The sequence below is a fragment of the Hyunsoonleella aquatilis genome, assembly GCF_014270105.1.
Classification (GTDB): domain Bacteria; phylum Bacteroidota; class Bacteroidia; order Flavobacteriales; family Flavobacteriaceae; genus Jejuia; species Jejuia aquatilis.
This window is the reverse complement of the sequence record NZ_JACNMF010000005.1, coordinates 1-18,377: the sequence shown is the minus strand read 5'-3', so window position 1 is coordinate 18,377 and position 18,377 is coordinate 1. Positions and strand designations below refer to the sequence as shown.

General features: G+C 41.1%; 10 protein-coding genes and 1 tRNA gene. 5 read left to right on the top strand and 6 right to left on the bottom strand.

Features of this window, described 5'->3' with window-relative positions; all coding sequences use genetic code 11:
• The first annotated feature begins 100 nt into the window (after positions 1–100).
• The 3 genes from H7U19_RS13990 to pyrF all read left to right on the top strand — a co-directional run bounded on the left by H7U19_RS13990 (position 101) and on the right by pyrF (position 5,053).
• A complete protein-coding gene (locus H7U19_RS13990) occupies positions 101–2,653 on the top strand; it encodes an adenosylcobalamin-dependent ribonucleoside-diphosphate reductase (protein WP_186563456.1) in 2,553 nt (850 codons plus the stop codon).
• 459 nt (positions 2,654–3,112) lie between these two features.
• A complete protein-coding gene (gene prfA, locus H7U19_RS13985; protein ID WP_186563454.1) occupies positions 3,113–4,189 on the top strand; it encodes a peptide chain release factor 1 in 1,077 nt (358 codons plus the stop codon).
• A 42-nt stretch (positions 4,190–4,231) separates the two neighbouring features.
• A complete protein-coding gene (pyrF, locus tag H7U19_RS13980; RefSeq protein ID WP_186563452.1) occupies positions 4,232–5,053 on the top strand; it encodes an orotidine-5'-phosphate decarboxylase in 822 nt (273 codons plus the stop codon).
• Positions 5,054–5,125: 72 nt separating this feature from the next.
• Here pyrF and H7U19_RS13975 read toward each other — a convergent pair whose 3' ends face one another.
• Complete coding sequence (locus H7U19_RS13975) at positions 5,126–6,955, bottom strand: SLC13 family permease (RefSeq protein WP_246454818.1); 1,830 nt, start codon at positions 6,953–6,955, stop codon at positions 5,126–5,128.
• A gap of 254 nt (positions 6,956–7,209) precedes the next feature.
• On the opposite strand from H7U19_RS13975, the gene bshB1 reads away from it, so the two are divergent.
• Together bshB1 and H7U19_RS13965 are read left to right on the top strand one after the other, a co-directional pair.
• Positions 7,210–7,926: a bacillithiol biosynthesis deacetylase BshB1 gene (gene bshB1 / locus H7U19_RS13970; RefSeq protein ID WP_186563450.1), complete on the top strand. Its 717-nt coding sequence runs from the start codon at positions 7,210–7,212 to the stop codon at positions 7,924–7,926.
• Between the two features lie 157 nt (positions 7,927–8,083).
• A tRNA-His gene (locus tag H7U19_RS13965) sits at positions 8,084–8,159 on the top strand.
• A 94-nt stretch (positions 8,160–8,253) separates the two neighbouring features.
• On the opposite strand, the gene H7U19_RS13960 is transcribed toward H7U19_RS13965, so the two are convergent.
• The 5 genes from H7U19_RS13960 to H7U19_RS13940 form a co-directional block, all read right to left on the bottom strand.
• Positions 8,254–8,778 carry a hypothetical protein gene (locus H7U19_RS13960; protein WP_186563449.1) on the bottom strand — a complete coding sequence of 175 codons (525 nt, stop codon included), beginning with the start codon at positions 8,776–8,778 and terminating at the stop codon, positions 8,254–8,256.
• Between the two features lie 250 nt (positions 8,779–9,028).
• Positions 9,029–11,011, bottom strand: coding sequence for an OmpA family protein (locus H7U19_RS13955; protein WP_186563447.1), 1,983 nt, complete (start codon positions 11,009–11,011; stop codon positions 9,029–9,031).
• Between the two features lie 75 nt (positions 11,012–11,086).
• The gene (locus tag H7U19_RS13950; protein WP_186563445.1) at positions 11,087–13,009 is read right to left on the bottom strand and encodes an OmpA family protein; all 1,923 of its coding nucleotides are present in this window, start codon (positions 13,007–13,009) and stop codon (positions 11,087–11,089) included.
• A 19-nt stretch (positions 13,010–13,028) separates the two neighbouring features.
• Positions 13,029–13,955 (bottom strand): PorP/SprF family type IX secretion system membrane protein, encoded by a 927-nt coding sequence (locus tag H7U19_RS13945; protein WP_186563443.1) that lies wholly within the window; start codon positions 13,953–13,955, stop codon positions 13,029–13,031.
• Positions 13,956–13,969: 14 nt separating this feature from the next.
• Positions 13,970–18,377 (bottom strand): HYR-like domain-containing protein (locus H7U19_RS13940; RefSeq protein ID WP_186563441.1); only part of this gene is annotated, 4,408 nt, incomplete at its 5' end.

Below are 18,377 nucleotides of genomic sequence, written 5' to 3'. Positions count from 1 at the left end.
GCTAACTTTTTGGTTTTACGTGTAGTAAAAATGAAATAAATTTTGTTGTTTTATGGTGTCATAAATTATTCCATTTTTTTTCAAAAAACCATAAGCTACAATGAATGTGAAAACCTCCCCCGCACAACAAACTTTCACCCAAGAAGAAGCCTTTGAAGCCTCTCTAAAATACTTCAAAAATGATGACTTAGCCGCCCGTGTTTGGATCAACAAATATGCCCTAAAGGACTCTGACGGGAATTTATTTGAATGCACGCCCAACGACATGCACCGTCGTATTTCAAGGGAAATTGCCCGTATCGAAAATAAATACGCAAACCCTCTTTCCGAAGACGACGTTTTCGATTTAATCAAAGATTTTAAATATATAGTGCCACAGGGCAGTCCTATGGCAGGTATTGGTAATCCGTATCAAATTGCTTCGCTGTCCAATTGTTTTGTAATCGGCAATAGTGGTGCTTCGGATTCCTATGGTGGTATTATGAAGATTGACCAAGAACAGGTGCAGTTGATGAAACGCCGAGGTGGTGTTGGTCATGATTTATCCCACATCCGCCCGAAAGGTTCGGCAGTGAAAAATTCGGCATTAACCTCAACAGGAATTGTACCCTTTATGGAACGTTATTCCAACTCTACCCGCGAGGTGGCACAGGATGGCAGGCGAGGTGCTTTGATGTTGTCTATTTCAATTAATCACCCCGATGCTGAAGATTTTATTGATGCTAAGTTGGAAGCCGGAAAAGTAACGGGAGCTAACGTTTCCGTTAGAATTGATGATGAATTCATGAAGGCCGTAAAGGCAGGTACTGAATATGTTCAAAAATATCCTGTTTTTAGTGATAATCCTAAATTTTCTAAAAACATTGAGGCCAACTCCCTTTGGAAAAAGATCGTGCATAACGCATGGAAATCCGCTGAGCCTGGAATTTTATTTTGGGATACCATTGCCAAGGAATCCGTGCCAGACTGCTATGCGGATTTGGGGTACAAAACCGTTTCTACCAATCCATGTGGAGAAATCCCGTTATGCCCGTATGATTCTTGTAGATTGTTGGCCATAAACTTGTTTTCGTATGTTGAAGAGCCTTTCACAAAAAATGCAACATTCAATTTTGATTTATTCAAAGAACATGTGGCCTATGCACAGCGAATCATGGATGATATCATCGATCTTGAATTGGAAAAAATTGATGTAATTCTAAAGAAAATTGATGAAGATCCTGAAGAAGATGAGGTAAAAGCAGTGGAGCGAAACTTGTGGTTGAATATCAGGAAAAAAGCCTACGAAGGTAGAAGAACAGGTATTGGCATTACTGCAGAAGGCGATATGTTGGCGGCTTTGGGTTTAAGATATGGCAGTGAAGAAGGAAATGCCTTTTCGGTAGAGTTGCATAAAACCATTGCCTTGGAAGCCTATCGTGGTTCGGTGAATTTAGCCAAAGAACGTGGGGCGTTTTCTATTTTCGATTCCGATAGGGAAAAGGACAACCCTTTTATTTTACGCTTGAAAGAAGCCGATAGCCAACTGTATTATGAAATGTTGGAATACGGGCGTCGCAATATTGCATTGTTGACCATTGCGCCAACGGGGACAACAAGTTTGATGACCCAGACCACATCGGGAATTGAACCTGTGTTTTTGCCGGTTTACAAAAGAAGAAGAAAGGTAAACCCAAATGATAAGGATGTTCGTGTGGACTTTGTAGATGAGGTTGGGGATTCTTGGGAAGAATACGTGGTATTTCATCATAAATTCAAACAATGGATGGAGGTTAACGGTATTGATACCACCAAAAATTATTCGCAAGATGAATTAAACGGGCTTATCCAAGAATCGCCATATTATCAAGCTACTTCCAACGATGTTGATTGGTTGAGCAAAGTAAGTATGCAGGGAGCTATTCAAAAGTGGGTGGACCATTCCATTAGTGTAACTATCAATTTGCCAAATGATGTGGATGAAGATTTGGTTGGTGAATTGTATGTGAAAGCTTGGGAAGTGGGCTGTAAAGGCGTAACGGTTTATCGTGACGGTTCGCGTTCGGGAGTATTGATTTCTAACGATGAGAAGAAAGAGGAGCCACAAAACACTATTTTAACGGTATTCCCCAAAAAGCGTCCTCAAACTTTAGAAGCCGATGTGGTGCGTTTTCAAAATAACAAGGAAAAATGGATTGCTTTTATCGGCTTGGTGGACGACAAACCTTATGAGATATTTACTGGTCTTGCTGATGACGAAGACGGTATTTTGTTGCCACGTTGGGTCAATCGTGGAGTGATTATCAAAAACAGAAATGAGGATGGAACTTCCCGGTACGATTTTCAATATAAAAACACAAGAGGCTACAAAACTACCATCGAAGGGTTGTCACATAAGTTCAACCCGGAGTTTTGGAACTATGCCAAGTTAATTTCAAGTACGCTGAGGCACGGTATGCCTATTGATAAAATTGTGGATTTGATTAACAGTTTGCAATTGGACAGCGCTTCCATCAACACATGGAAAAATGGTGTGGTACGTGCTTTGAAACGCTTTATTGAGGACGGGACTGAAGTAAAGGGGCAAACCTGTGACAATTGCAAATCAGAGAATTTGATTTATCAGGAAGGCTGTCTGACCTGTAGCGATTGTGGGTCTTCAAAGTGTGGATAGACTTTAGAATGAATTTGAAATCGAAAGGGAGGCCAGTGCGCTTCCCTTTTTATTTATATAAAAGCCTTTAAAACCAAAAGAAAGGGAAGACTCAAAATGGCGTCAATGATAAATAGTGTTGAAAATAATTTAAATGTAGAAATGCCCAGTTTTCTGTAAAATAACAATTTTCGTTTTGATAAGGTTTCCGTAGTGATGTGCCAAAGAAAAATCACTAGAAGAAATTTTATTAAAAACAAAGGGACAAGGCCCAATCCAAAAATGGAAAGCAATGCGTTTATTCCAAAAGACCATATAAATAAAGGCCGATAAAACAGAAGGATTGATGAAAACTGTTGCATGGTAAATAATGTAACGGTTTTCACTGGGAATTATTTTTTGTTTTCAACTATATCTGTTTCTGGTGAGCTCTCAAAATTCATAAATTATCGTATTTTTGATGTCCGATAAAAAAAGCAGATGTTAGATAAGTTAGAGATAGTAAAGCAACGTTTTGACGAGGTGAACGATTTGATTATCCAACCGGATATCATTTCAGACCAAAAGCGATACGTAGCATTGAATAGGGAATACAAGGATTTGAGGATACTCATGGAAAAGCGTGATTCCTATATTGAACTTACCGATAATTTAAAGGAAGCTGAGGAAATTATAGCCGATGGAAGTGACGCCGAAATGGTAGAAATGGCCAAAATCCAGTACGACGAAGCTAAGGAAGGTATTCCGAAATTGGAAGATGAAATCCGCTTTTTACTGATTCCTAAAGACCCCGATGATGCGAAAGATGTTGTGGTCGAGGTAAGAGCAGGAACAGGCGGGGACGAGGCCAGTATTTTTGCAGGTGATTTATATCGAATGTACACTAAATATTGTGAAAGCAAAGGCTGGAGTGTGAGTGTTGTGGATTTAAATGAAGGCACAGCTGGGGGTTTTAAAGAGATTATTTTTGAAGTGAGTGGCGAAGATGTTTATGGTACCATGAAGTTTGAAGCTGGTGTGCATCGTGTGCAGCGTGTGCCTCAAACGGAAACTCAAGGCCGGGTCCACACCAGTGCGGCAACAGTCGTTGTATTGCCTGAGGCGGAGGAGTTTGATGTGGAATTGGATATGTCCGAAGTGCGTATTGAACGTACTACTTCCACAGGTCCTGGGGGCCAATCTGTAAACACCACCTATTCGGCCATAAAATTGCACCATGAGCCTACGGGGATGATCGTTAGTTGTCAGGACCAAAAGTCCTCGCATAAAAACTTGGAGAAGGCGTTGAAAGTTTTGCGTTCTCGATTATACGAAATGGAACTGGCAAAAAAACAGGCGGCAGATTCCGAAAAGCGAAAAAGCATGGTGTCTTCTGGGGACAGAAGTGCAAAAATTAGAACCTATAATTATCCGCAAGGCCGTGTTACTGACCATAGAATAGGTCTAACACTTTATGACCTTCAGAATATCGTAAATGGAGATATTCAAAAGATTATTGATGAATTGCAATTGGCTGAAAACACCGAAAAGTTGAAAGCTAGTGACGAAACTATTTAACTGTCATTCCTGCGAAGGCAGGAATCTACAACATAATTTAGATTGACAACAAACCAACTCATTTCAGAAATCAAAAAAAAGCAATCCTTTTTATGTGTTGGGTTGGATGTGGATTTAATTAAAATTCCCAAACACCTTTTGGAAAAGGAAGATCCAATTTTCGCCTTTAATAAAGCCATTATTGATGCGACCCATCATCTATGTGTGGCGTATAAGCCCAATACTGCATTTTATGAGGCCTATGGCTTAAAAGGTTGGAAAGCACTTGAAAAAACCATCAATTATTTAAACGAGAACCATCCTAATATTTTCACAATTGCAGATGCAAAGCGAGGCGATATTGGTAATACCAGCACCATGTACGCCAAGGCATTTTTTGAGGATTTGGGATTTGACTCCGTCACGGTTGCTCCTTATATGGGAAAGGATTCGGTGGAGCCTTTTTTAGCATTTGAAGACAAGCATACCATTCTTTTGGCATTGACTTCAAATCGAGGAGCTTTTGATTTTCAAACGAAACTTGTGGACGATATAGAAGTGTATAAACATGTATTGGAAACTTCAAAAGCCTGGAAGAATTCTGAAAACTTAATGTACGTCGTTGGGGCCACAAAGGCGGAATATTTAGCCGATATCCGCAACATTATTCCTGATAGTTTTTTACTGGTGCCCGGAGTTGGTGCGCAGGGGGGTAATCTTCAAGAGGTATGCAGATACGGGATGACCGATTCCGTCGGGCTTTTAATAAACTCTTCTCGAGGTATTATTTATGCTTCAAACGGAGAGGATTTTGCAACTGCGGCGGCTGAGAAAGCCAAAGATCTTCAAAAACAAATGCAAATGGAATTAGAAAGCTATTCCTAAATTTAAATTAAAAATACTCTAAATAAGAAAGGGTTCAAAATTGAACCCTTTTCTGTTTTTATCATTGTTTTTTTAAAATGGCCAAATCAAAGGTACTAACACCATGCTTATGATAAAAAACATGAGTAACAATGGTGCGCCTACCTTTAAATAGTCCATAAATTTATAGCCGCCCGCGGACATAACCATGGCGTTAGTTGTTGTGCCTATTGGTGTTAAAAATGCAGTGGATGCGCTAATGGCAACTACAATCATAAATGGGGCAGGGGACAAGTTTAAGGAATTTGCTGCCAATATGGCAATTGGTGCCATCAAAACGGCTGTTGCGGAGTTGTTAATAACCTGACTAAAAGTTGTTGTCAATAAAAAGACCCCTCCTAATAGGGCTATAGGGTGTATGGCCCCTAAATAATCCACTAAACCGTTGGCAATGATTTGTGCCGTACCTGTTTTTTGTAAAGCGATACCCATGGGTATCATTGCCGCAATCATCACCACACTGGTCCAGCTGATGCCTTTATAGGCTTTTGAAATAGGCACACATCCTGTAAGTAGAACCACTCCGGCAGCAATCAATGCAGCTATTGAACCCGGAACTAATTTAAGTACCATAAGTACAATCATCAATATTAGGGCGCCCAAGGCTATATAGGATTTTGTTGTTAGGTTTTCGACATTCTTTGCCATTCCTTCCGGACTACCTATAATAACTAAGTTTTCATGTTGTTTCTTTAAATCGTCAATGTTTTCCCAAGAACCTCTAATTAAAAAGGCATCTCCTGATTTTACTGTAATCTCTCGGTCCAAAATAGGCTGTCTGTTTCTTGAAACCGCTAAAAGTTGCAAGCCAAAACGTTTAAAATACGCCCCAATTTTATATTTTCTACCAACCATAATGGAGTTAGGGTTGACGATTACTTCTGTCATCCCTACCTCTTGGTTGATGAGGTTGTTTTTCAGTTCGTCTGTAATGGGCTCTAAGGGTAAAAGTCCTAATCTGAAGGTAATCATCATTCTGTTAATAGCCTCCGTTTCACCCTTTACGGTAATGATATCGTGGTACATGAATTCTGTACTAGGGTCCGGAAATTCTATAAAAGTTGGTATTTTTTTAAGGACATTAGGATGCCTTCTTTTTAGCCTAATAATTTCTACCTTATAATCCTCTTCAAAGTTCCAATCTTCAATTTTGGTCTTCAATAAAGGTGATATTGATCGTACACGTAAGCGGTAGTATCCGCTATCCACTTTGTAAGCTTCAATCCACTGGTGGAGGGTGGTTTCAATATTTACCGGTTTATTATTGGTTTTGTTTTTTGGTAATAATTTATAGCCAAAATACCTGAAATAGAGTAATGCAATGATTAAAAGAGGCAATCCAATCAAAGCAAATTCGAAGAATGAAAACCCATCAAATCCGGCTTCAATTAATGCATTACTGGCGATGATGTTAGGCGGTGTACCAGTTAGGGTGAGCAACCCCCCTGTATTAGAACCAAAGGCAACGGGCATTAACATTTTAGACGGTAATGTACCAATGCTCCAAGCTGAAGAAATCGTTAAAGGCATTAAAGTTGCCACTGTACCTGTATTGCTCACAAAACCGGAAAGTACGCCAGCCCCTAGGGAAACGATTACCAATAGCTTAGGAACACTTTTTCCTGCCCATTCTACAAACTTTTTACCCGCCATTGCCGTCCAGCCTGTCTGGGCGATACCTTCACCAATAATGAAAAGGGCAGCAATCATAATTACAGTCGGGTTGCTAAAACCACTTAAAGTCTCTTTGGAATCCAATATTCCAGTTAAATAGAGGCTCAGCATAGAAATAAGAGCAACAATATCAGGTGTGAATTTCCCCCATACGAATAACGCAATCGTTATTACAAGTATAGCAAGCATCAGGTACATCATGGTTTTATGTAGTTATGTGTTAATTATTGTGTAAAATTACCTAGCCTTACCCCCAATTAGTATGACTAATGTCATGCTTTTTTGATGGGTGTTAGTTTTCAATAATTATTATTTTTAATGCAATTGAAATGCTAAAAATATATTCGAAAACGCTTTCGTGCGGTAAGTTTGGCAAATAATATCGTAATTTTATTCATAATTTTAGGAAACGCAAAAGTTATTGTCAAAAACATTGTTAATATATGAAAGTAGATATTCTTGCAATTGGCGCCCATCCAGATGATGTTGAATTAGGTTGTGGTGGTACAATTGCAAAGGAAATTGCCTATGGAAAAAAAGTTGCCATTATCGATTTAACAAGGGGTGAACTCGGAACACGTGGAAGTGCCGAAATAAGGGCATCAGAATCGGAGGAAGCCTCGAAAATACTCGGTGTTGAAACTCGAATTAACATGGGGTTTGCCGATGGATTTTTTGTAAATGACAAAGAGCATCAATTGGCTCTTATTAAAATGATTCGAAAATTTCAACCCGAAATTGTCCTTTGCAATGCGGTGGAAGACCGACATATTGATCATGGTAGGGGAAGCAGTTTGGTGAGCGATGCATGTTTTTTAAGTGGTTTAATCAAAATTGAAACTGAAGATAAAAGTGAAATTCAGAAACCATGGCGACCAAAATGTATTTATCATTATATCCAATGGAAAAATTTGGAACCGGATATCGTTGTGGATGTTTCGGGGTTTATCGATACCAAAATGGATGCGGTTTTAGCTTATAAAACGCAATTTTACAATGAATCCATTAAGGCACCAGACACCCCAATTTCTAGTAAAAACTTTACGGACAGTATTATTTACCGCGCCAGGGATTTAGGGAGACTGATCGGGGTAGAGCATGGCGAGGGCTTTACCGTGGAACGCTACCCAGCAGTGGACAGTTTGTTTGATTTAAAATAACAAACTGCCCTTCAAAAAATAAAAAAACGTTTTGCAGACCAAAGGAAATAATTTACATTTGCAAACGCATTTAAAAATGCGATAAATGGTGGCTCTGATTCAGTTGGTTAGAGCTGTGCCTTTGCAAAACTTTTTTAAAGTTTTAATAAAAATATACGGTGGTTGTAGCTCAGTTGGTTAGAGCGCCTGATTGTGGTTCAGGAGGTCGTCGGTTCGAGACCGATCTTCCACCCAAAATAAAAGCCTCTCGGTTTGCCGAGGGGCTTCTTTTGTTTTTGGTGCGATGTCAGGCTTTGATTTGTAAACTTCCGATAAAAAGTTTAAATCCTATTTAATGCATTTCAGGATTCCTGCTATGTTCCCAAATTGTTTTTTCTTGGCATCTCTTTCAAGGTATCCTTCGTCGGTGTACCACCTTACTTTTTCAATTTCAGCATTTTCAAGTTTATTAAAGGTTTCGTCATCTAATGTTGCCGAGCAAACTGCCGTCCATATGGTAGTGTCACCAGAATATGAAAAGTCTGCAACTACAGACTTGTCGAATTTTAGTTTGATTACTTCTCCAGAAGTTGACTTCAGCATAATTATTCCTCCTTCATTAACAATAAACATTTCGTAAGAAGTCAACTGGAATACAAGATACCTAGTATTGTCCACTTTTCTAGCTTTGGCCCTGGCACTGGCTCCAGTTCCGATACCTGTTGATATAACGTCCGCTTTTGTTATACTGACCCCTTTAGTTTCTTTGATTTTTTCGTTAGTAAAATCGTCGGTTTCATTGATATGGTACCTGCAATTTTGAGCAAAAGACAATGCTCCGATCAGTAAAATTAGGAGGGTGAAATTTTTCATGTTGATTTATCCGTGGAATTATATAAAGTTAATAGCTGCATACGTCTTTAATGTGTGAGCAAAATAATACAATTATTAAGTCCATCAAAACTTCGGAGATAAAATGTTCCACCTTATAGCATTCAAATATGATGGTTGGATTCAATCCAAGTTTGGAGGTGGGATTTTTTAGGTTTCGTTCGGCGTTCGAAATATTAAGGCCTTTCAAGAAATTGAAAGGCCTTGTTTTAGTTGGCTATTTAGTTTTAGGTTATTGTACTTTTATTACAATGAAATTAGTACGTCTGTTAAGCTGATGTTCAGCTTCAGTACATCGAATTGTACCATCACAACCGTTTACCAATTGGCGTTCTCCAAAGCCTTTATATTCAATAATCCTGGATTGGTCAATGCCCTCGGAAATTAAATACTGTAGCGTAGAATAAGCCCTTCTAGCGGATAATCTTTCATTGTATTCGCTTGGGCCCCTGGAATCGGTATGGGATTCAATTCTGATGGTCATTTCTGGGAAGTCATTTTTCATCAGGTCAATGATTTCAGCTAACCTATCGGCATCAACTTTTCTGATTCTTGAACTATCAAAATCAAAGTAAATCGGTGTGTTAAATTTGGCCAATAATGCCTTGGTTTTTTTGTCATCCATAGGGTCTGAACCGGCGTCTCCGTCTTCATTGCTATCATCGTCCGCTGAAGGAATTGGATTAATAGAGAAGTCTACGGTTACAGATTGCGCATCGCTGGGTAACCCTTTTGTTGTAACTGAAACGCTGTTTTCAGGGTATCCTTCTTTGTTAACTTTTACTATATAATCTGTGTTTCTGTCAATATTAATTTCGTATTTACCGTCTTCATCTGTTTCAACATAAACGATTTGAATATCATCAGCATCGGATAATTTTACCAGGGCATTGGCAATAGGCGTACCTCCAATGGAATCCATAACAGTTCCTTCCAATTTTAAGCGTGGAATTCTATTAAAGCCGTAAATGTCATCATCGCCCATGCCACCTTCTCTGTTGGAAGCCATGTAGCCTGTTAGGCCGTCGTCATTCATAAAGAATGAAAAGTCGTCTTTGTTAGAATTTATAGGAAGTCCAAGATTTACAACACTTGACAGCAAATTGTTTTCATCATAAACCGTTGCGAAAATGTCCAAAAGTCCGAGGCCAAGGTGTCCGTCGGAAGAGAAGAACAAAATATCTTCGCTATTGATAAAGGGAAATAATTCATTATCTTTCGTATTAATGATCTCTCCTGCATTTTGAATGGGCCCGAAAGTACCATCGTCATTGATATCAACGTAATAAATATCAGAACCGCCAAAACCACCGGGCATATCCGAAGCAAAATAAAGCTTGGATTCATCATTGCTTAGAGCAGGGTGACCGACGGAATATTCGGTGCTACCAAATGGTAATTCCTCTAAATTTGTCCATTCCCCATCTACTAATGAAGCACGGAAAATTTTAAGATTGCTGATACCGTCCTTATCTTGTTTTAAGCCATATTTACCAAAGTTGTTTCTCGAGAAATACATGGTTTTGCCATCTTTGGTAACAATCGCAGGACCGTCATGAAATCTTGAATTGACATCTCCTCTCAATTTTGATCTATGATGAATAATGGTATCAGCATCTTTTTTGGTAACATACATATCCAAAAAAGGCTGTTCGTTCCACGCATATTTATGTTTTATTAAAGCGCCTTCATTTACACTTGAAGAGAAATATACTTGGCCATTTCTTTCAAACGCACCAAAATCGCTAAATGCGGAGTTGATATTTACTTCCTTAAGGATGTATTTGTTCTCAGCGTTAAATACGGCTGTGATAAAATCCGGGTCTCTGGAAAGCTTGTTTTTTTCAATAGTACCCCCGGCATCCTTAAACTTTTTTAGCCAAACTCTAGATTCTTTATAGTCCTGTAATCCCCTTAAGGACTGGGCGTACTTATAGTAATATTCAATCGGAACGTTTTCCTGTTGTACAGCTTGCTTATAATATACTACTGCGCTGTCAGGATTTCTCATATAAGCGTAGCAGTCTGCTAAGCGTCTTAAGGCATAGGCTTTGTTATAATCTTTTTTGACTAATTTTTTATAGGTTTCGGCGGCATCAACAAAAGCAAATTTATTAAACAGACTGTCCGCTCTTTTCTGTCTACCCTCCTGTGCGCCAACGCTAAAGAAGGTTGAAATTGCCAGACCAAATAGTAAGTAATGTTTTAGTTTCATAGGGGTCTTGTTTTAATTAAATAAGCTAGGGTATGGTTTATTTATACACACGAACACTAAACTTAATTGGTGCCCTTATTCCATTTTTACAACAATAAATTGTGTTCTACGATTTAATTGGTGGTCGCCTTCTTCACACTTAGCGCCATCCTCACAACCATTAGTCAATCGTCTTTCTCCAAAACCTTTATGCTCGGTAATACGGTCTGCATCGATGCCTTTTGAAATCAAATACTCATATGTAGCATTCGCTCTGTCGATAGATAATCGATCATTGTACGAAAGAGATCCTCTGGAATCCGTATGGGACTCTATCCTGATGACCATTTCGGGGTAATCCGTTGTCATCAGACCAACAATTTTATCCAGTTCTTTTTTTGCATCTTCCCTGATGCGATTACTATCAAAATCAAAATATATGGTATTCAAGCTCAAATCCGCAAGTACTACAACTTCCTGTTTCGGATTAAGTATTAGATTGGCAACAATTATAGATTCAATACTCGATAAACGTTTTGACGTAAACTCTCGGTAATCATCAATATATTTATTCTGACTTCCGACAATTTTATAGTCCTTGTTTCTGTCAATGTTGATTTCGTAAAAGCCATCTTTGTCCGTTATCATATCAGCGATTTGGTTTCCATCGGCATCCAATAACTTGATTTTAGCATTAGGGATTGGTTTTGTATTAATGGCATCCACCACTTGGCCTCTCACGTTAAGTAAGGGTTTGCGGTAAAATTCGTAGATGTCGTCACTTCCTCGGCCACCTCTTCTATTAGACGAAAAATAACCTGTAAGGCCGTCAGGATTCATAGAGAAACTGAAATCGTCTTTTTCAGAATTTACAGGAACACCAAGGTTTACAATATCAGCAATATTTCCGTCGTCATCGGTAATGGTGCCATAAATATCCAAGAGGCCAAGGCCAAAATGTCCGTCTGAAGAGAAAAATAAAATTCCTTCATTATTAATAAATGGTGTGCCTTCCTTATCTTTAGTATTGACAATTTCACCAACATTTACAGGCTCTCCTAATGTGCCGTCAGGGTTGATATCTACGTAATAAATATCAGAGCCTCCGAAGCCACCCGGCATATCTGACGTAAAATAAAGTCTCGTATTGTCATTGTTCAAAGCAGGGTGTTGTGTTGAAAAATCTTTACTGTTGATGGATAAATCTTCAACATCAGTCCAAATACTATCTTTAAAAGTGGCACGGTAGATGTTCATATTGCTTACCCCTTTTTTGTCGGTTTCCTTGCCAAATCTGTTGGCCTTATTTCTTGAGAAATACATGGTTTTGCCATCATTGCTAATGGTAACAGGGCCGTCGTGGTAAAGCGAATTTACATCGCCTTTTAGCTTATAAGTATGGTCTGGCCGTCTTTTACTTCCTTTTTCGGTGACATAGATATCCAAGAAAGGTTGTTCGTTCCAACCATACAATCGCTTAACGGCAATTCCTTCGTCCCTGGAGGAAGTAAAATATATCTTCCCGTTATGTTCCAGAGCACCAAAATCACTAAATTTCGAATTGAGGCGTGTTCTTTTAAGGAAGTATTGCTTTTTAGCGTTAAATACGTGAGAAATAAAATCTAAGTCCCTTTCAAAATCTATAGTATTGGATACACCACCGGAATCCTTAAAGCGTTGTAACCATTCTCTGGATTCATCATATTTCTTGATGCCTCTCAGCGATTGGGCATAGCTGTAATAATACTCAATCGGCACATTCTTTTGCTTCACCACCCTTTTGTAATAGCGGGAGGCCATTGCAGGATTTCGCATGTAGGCATAACAGTCTGCCAATCTTCTGGTGGCATAATCCTTATTATAATTTTTTCTAATAAGATCTTTATAAACTTCTGCTGCTTTAACAAACGAAAACTTATTGAACAAGGTGTCTGCACGTCTTTGCCTTCCTTGTTGCGCGAATGCCGTTGAAGTCATTACTAATATGAGAGAAACTAATATGTAGTTTTTAAATTTCATAGTAATCTAATGCTGTTATTTAGAAATATCTAGGTGACTTAAGTTTAGAACTAACAAATTTGAATTCATATATTAACAGTGCTTCATGGGTACCACTGGTATAGCTTCTAATTTCAGAAAATGGGTGCTCATAGGAGTATCCAATGCGAAGCTGAGGAGATATTTGAAAATCTAAAAACAGTCCCAAGGCCGCCGTATCCTGATTAATTCTATAGGATCCACCTAACCAAAATTTCTCATCGTATAAAAAACTAGTTGTTAAATCGAGAGAAAGGGGTGCTCCGTTGGTTGCCTTTAATAGGGTAGAGGGTTTTAATTTGAACTTTTCGCTTAGATCGATAACTACACCCGCTGTAGCGTAGTAACTTATACGTTCCAAGGCTTCAAACCCCTCGTTCTTATTTCTATCAGTATTTAGTACCCTAGGAGCAGAAACTCCAACATAAACTCTATCAGTACTCCAATAGACTCCTAAACCAATATTCGGCGTCCAAACTCTTTGGTATCCTCTAAAAAAGTCATCTGCAACTATGGTAGGGTCATTTAAAAATTCTGCGTCCAGACTATACTGCGTAAAGCCTCCTTTTAAGCCAAAAGCCAAATTTCCTTTTGCCCCTGTTGGAATGGTATATGAAAAATCTCCATATAGATAAGTGAAGTTTTCATAACCCAAGTCGTCTTCAATAAAGGTAAGACCTAGTCCAATCCTGTCATTCCTCAAAGGCGTATGTATGGATAAGGTTTGCGTAATAGGACCACCATCAAAACCGACCCATTGGCTTCTGTGCAACGCAATAATACTTAAGGCTTCCCTACTTCCCGCGTAGGCCGGGTTAATAGAGATTGTGTTATACATGTACTGGGTAAACTGGGGCAACTGTTGTGCAACCCCAACCGTACAACTGAATAACGCAAAAGCGATTATGTAATGTTTAATAAGTTTCATAGGTTAAAAGTTTATTATTTGGTTCCTATATAGAGAGGGCCAGTGTAAGGTGGCAACCCACTATCTTTCAGTGTTATAATATAATAGTACGTTCCGTTTGGTACTGTTCCTGATGCTCCAACCGAAGCTTTATGGGCAATCCCTCCCCAAGAATCACGCCCGGTAGCATTGGCAGAATCTTCCTCGCCGATTCTATAATCGCTAGATTCATAGATTAGGGCACCCCAACGGTTAAAGATTTTAACTTCAGCTGTAAAGCCACATAGCTCAATTCCTGTAATATCGAAGGAATCGTTAATGCCATCCCCATTTGGAGTTAAGGCTTTTGATACCACTACATCGTTGTCCTCACATGGCAAGACGATACAATCTGGAGTAATCTTCATACTGAACTCAGTGATATTGATACAGCCGCTATCCAATCCAGTATATCTGAATACATACTGAATGGACTCAGTTCCTGGACGGAAATCTAATGATGGCTGAAGCGTTGTAGGATTGAATAGGCTTCCATTCAATTCTGCATCCGTATCTCCTTCAATCATTTCCCAAGTACCTTCTTTGTTGTCAGAAGTTAAGAAATCATCCAATTCTATGATACCATCATCATGACATCTGTCAGGACCTGTAACTTGAGTAATCACTTCATCCAACATCACATCAAGAGTTTGTGTATAAGCTGCTTCATTACCACAGTCATCTCTTACTGTCCAAGTTCTTACAATCTGGTAATCCTCAAATACTGCGTCATCAAAGCCATTAACCTCATTAAAGACTACGGTAATGTCAGTAGAGCAATTATCAGTGAAATCCACACTTGGTGCATCCGGTATATCGGTACAACTTACTGTCAGATTCGCGTCAAACGCTGTTGAAGGTACTGGCGCGGTGGTATCTACAACCGTAATAGTTTGGGTATAAGATACCGATAATCCACATTCGTCAGTTGCTGTATAAGTACGAGCAATCGTATATGAACCTTCACATGCTCCAGCGGTATTTACATCTTCAACAGTTACTGATGCATTGCCGCAATTATCGGTTGCAGTAACATTTTCTGGATCTGGAATAGCATCACATTCTGCTGTTACATTTTCGGGTAAACGTCCTTCAAAAGAAGGAGCAGTAGTATCCTCAATGGTAAAGGTAGCATCTCTTGTTATCGCGTTACCACACTCATCTGTGAGTGTAAACGTTACCGTTTCTGTACCTGTAGCTCCGCAAAGGTCACTCAATCCAGAACTATCGTTTGTTACCGTTGCACTTCCACATGTATCAGTTCCTGAGAAGGATGTCAACCATGTTGCAAAAGCACCACTCGCATCAGCTGTTCCATCACATTCTACTGTCATATCCACCGGGACATTAGTCCAAGTTGGTGCAGTAGTGTCTACTATTCCGAAAGTGGCTTCCATTTCAATGGAATTTCCGCATTCGTCGGTAAGCGTAAATGTTACAGTTTCAGACGCCGTGGTTCCACAAATATTTTGTAAGCCAGAACTATTGTGAGTAACGCTAGCTGTCCCACAAGTGTCTTCACCTGAGAATGAGGTCAACCATGCCGCAAAGGCACCGCTTGGGTCTGCCGTTCCGTCACACTCCACGGTCAAATCAGATGGAGCAACAGTCCAGGTAGGATTGGTCGTATCCTCTATGGTGAAGGTTGCATTTTTAGTGATAGAGTTACCACATTCATCAGTTAGGGTAAATGTTACGGTTTCAGAACCGGTAGCGCCACATAGGTCGCTCAGTCCACTGCTATTGTGCGTCACGGTTGCTGATCCACAAGAATCCATTCCTGAGAATGAAGCTAACCATGTGTTGAAAGTAGCAAGATGATCTGCCGTGCTATCACATTCCACTGTCAAATCTTGTGGCTCGTCGGTCCAAGACGGTGCAGTGGTATCTTCAATGGTGAATGTAGCTGTTGTGGTATTCGAGTTATTACAATTATCAGTAGCTGTAAATGTAACGGTTACTGCTCCTGTAGCCCCACAAAGGTCGGACACGGAGGTAAAGTCATTACTCCAAGTGACATCACTACAATCATCACTTGCCACAGCACCTCCATTTGAGGTTAACCAGTTATTTAGGTCGGCCATATTTCCAGCACCATCACATTCAACAGTACTATCGGAAGCCGGTGTTGAAATATTTGGTCCAACCGTATCCTTGATCAAATATGTAGCAGAGGTAGTGCTTGAATTACCACATTCATCTATAGCGGTGAATGTTACGGTCAGTGCCCCGTTGTCACATTTTACGGCATCGTCGGCACCGTAGTCGTTGGTCCAGGTCACCGAGCTACAGCTGTCGGTAGCGGTAGCACCTGCATTGTTGTTCAACCACGCATTAAGCTGGTCCTGGGTATTTCCGACGCCACACTCGATCTCGATGTTGGCGGTATTTGTATTGTCGATTACCGGATTTGTAGTGTCCTCTATGGTGAATGTCGCATCTGCAGTAATGAAGTTGCCGCACTCGTCCGTAAGTGTGAATGTTACCGTTTCGGTTCCGGTCGCACCGCAAAGGTCGCTCAATCCGCTACTGTTGGTAGTTACGGTAGCCGTTCCACAGGTATCCGAACCAGAGAACGAAGCCAGCCAGTTGGCAAAGGCGTCGCTAGGGTCGGGGGTACCGTCGCACTCCACGGTCAAATCCGCAGGGGCGTTGTCCCATGTTGGGTTGATGGTATCTTCAATAGTGAAAGTCGCATCGGCATTTATGAAATTGCCGCATTCGTCCGTAAGGGTGAATGTCACGGTTTCCGTACCTGTAGCGCCACAAAGGTCGCTCAGTCCGTTGCTGTTGTGTGTCACTGTAGCCGTGCCGCAGGTATCCGATCCAGAGAACGAGGCCAGCCAGTTGGCAAATGCACCGCTAGGATCTGGAGTACCGTCGCATTCTACGGTCAAATCCGAAGGCGCAACCGTCCAGGTAGGATTGGTCGTATCCTCTATGGTGAACGTAGCATCCTTGGTTATGAAGTTGCCACACTCGTCCGTAAGCGTAAAGGTTACGGTCTCGGCACCCGTAGCGCCACAAAGGTCGCTTAGCCCTGCACTGTTGTGGGTAACGGAAGCAGAACCACAGGCATCAGATCCTGAGAAGGAAGCCAACCAAGTTGCAAAAGCGCCACTTGGGTCCGGTGTACCGTCACATTCCACTGTCATATCTTGGGGCTCGTCGCTCCAAGTAGGGTTGGTGGTGTCTTCAATTGTAAACGTTGCCGTAGTGCTGTTAGAGTTGTTACAGGCATCGGTAGCGGTAAATGTAACCGTTACTGCACCGGTAGCCCCACAAAGGTCTGACACGGACGTAAAGTCGTTGGACCATGTAATTGAACTACAGTCGTCGCTGGCTATTGCACCACCGTTGCTGTTCAGCCATGTGTTCAGGTCGGTCAAGTTGCCCGAACCGTCGCATTCCACCGTCTGGTCCGCTGCCTGGGTCGAAATAGTTGGCCCTACGGTATCCTTGATAAGATAGGTGGCCGATGTTGTGGATGTGTTGCCACAATCATCGGTAGCAGTGAAAATCACTGTCAGCGCCCCATTGTCACATTTTACAGCATCGTCGGCACCGTAGTCGTTGGTCCAGGTCACCGAGCTACAGCTGTCGGTAGCGGTAGCACCTGCATTGTTGTTCAACCACGCATTAAGCTGGTCCTGGGTATTTCCGACGCCACACTCGATCTCGATGTTGGCGGTATTTGTATTGTCGATTACCGGATTTGTAGTGTCCTCTATGGTGAATGTCGCATCTGCAGTAATGAAGTTGCCGCACTCGTCCGTAAGTGTGAATGTTACCGTTTCGGTTCCGGTCGCACCGCAAAGGTCGCTCAATCCGCTGCTGTTGGTAGTTACGGTAGCCGTTCCACAGGTATCCGAACCAGAGAACGAAGCCAGCCAGTTGGCAAAGGCGCCGCTAGGGTCGGGGGTACCGTCGCACTCCACGGTCAAATCCGCAGGGGCGTTGTCCCATGTTGGGTTGATGGTATCTTCAATGGTGAAAGTCGCATCGGCAGTTATGAAATTGCCGCATTCGTCCGTAAGGGTGAATGTCACGGTTTCCGTACCTGTAGCGCCACAAAGGTCGCTCAGTCCGTTGCTGTTGTGTGTCACTGTAGCCGTGCCGCAGGTATCCGATCCAGAGAACGAGGCCAGCCAGTTGGCAAATGCACCGCTAGGATCTGGAGTACCGTCGCATTCTACGGTCAAATCCGAAGGCGCAACCGTCCAGGTAGGATTGGTCGTATCCTCTATGGTGAACGTAGCATCCTTGGTTATGAAGTTGCCGCACTCGTCCGTAAGCGTAAAGGTTACGGTCTCGGCACCCGTAGCGCCACAAAGGTCGCTTAGCCCTGCACTGTTGTGGGTAACGGAAGCAGAACCACAGGCATCAGATCCTGAGAAGGAAGCC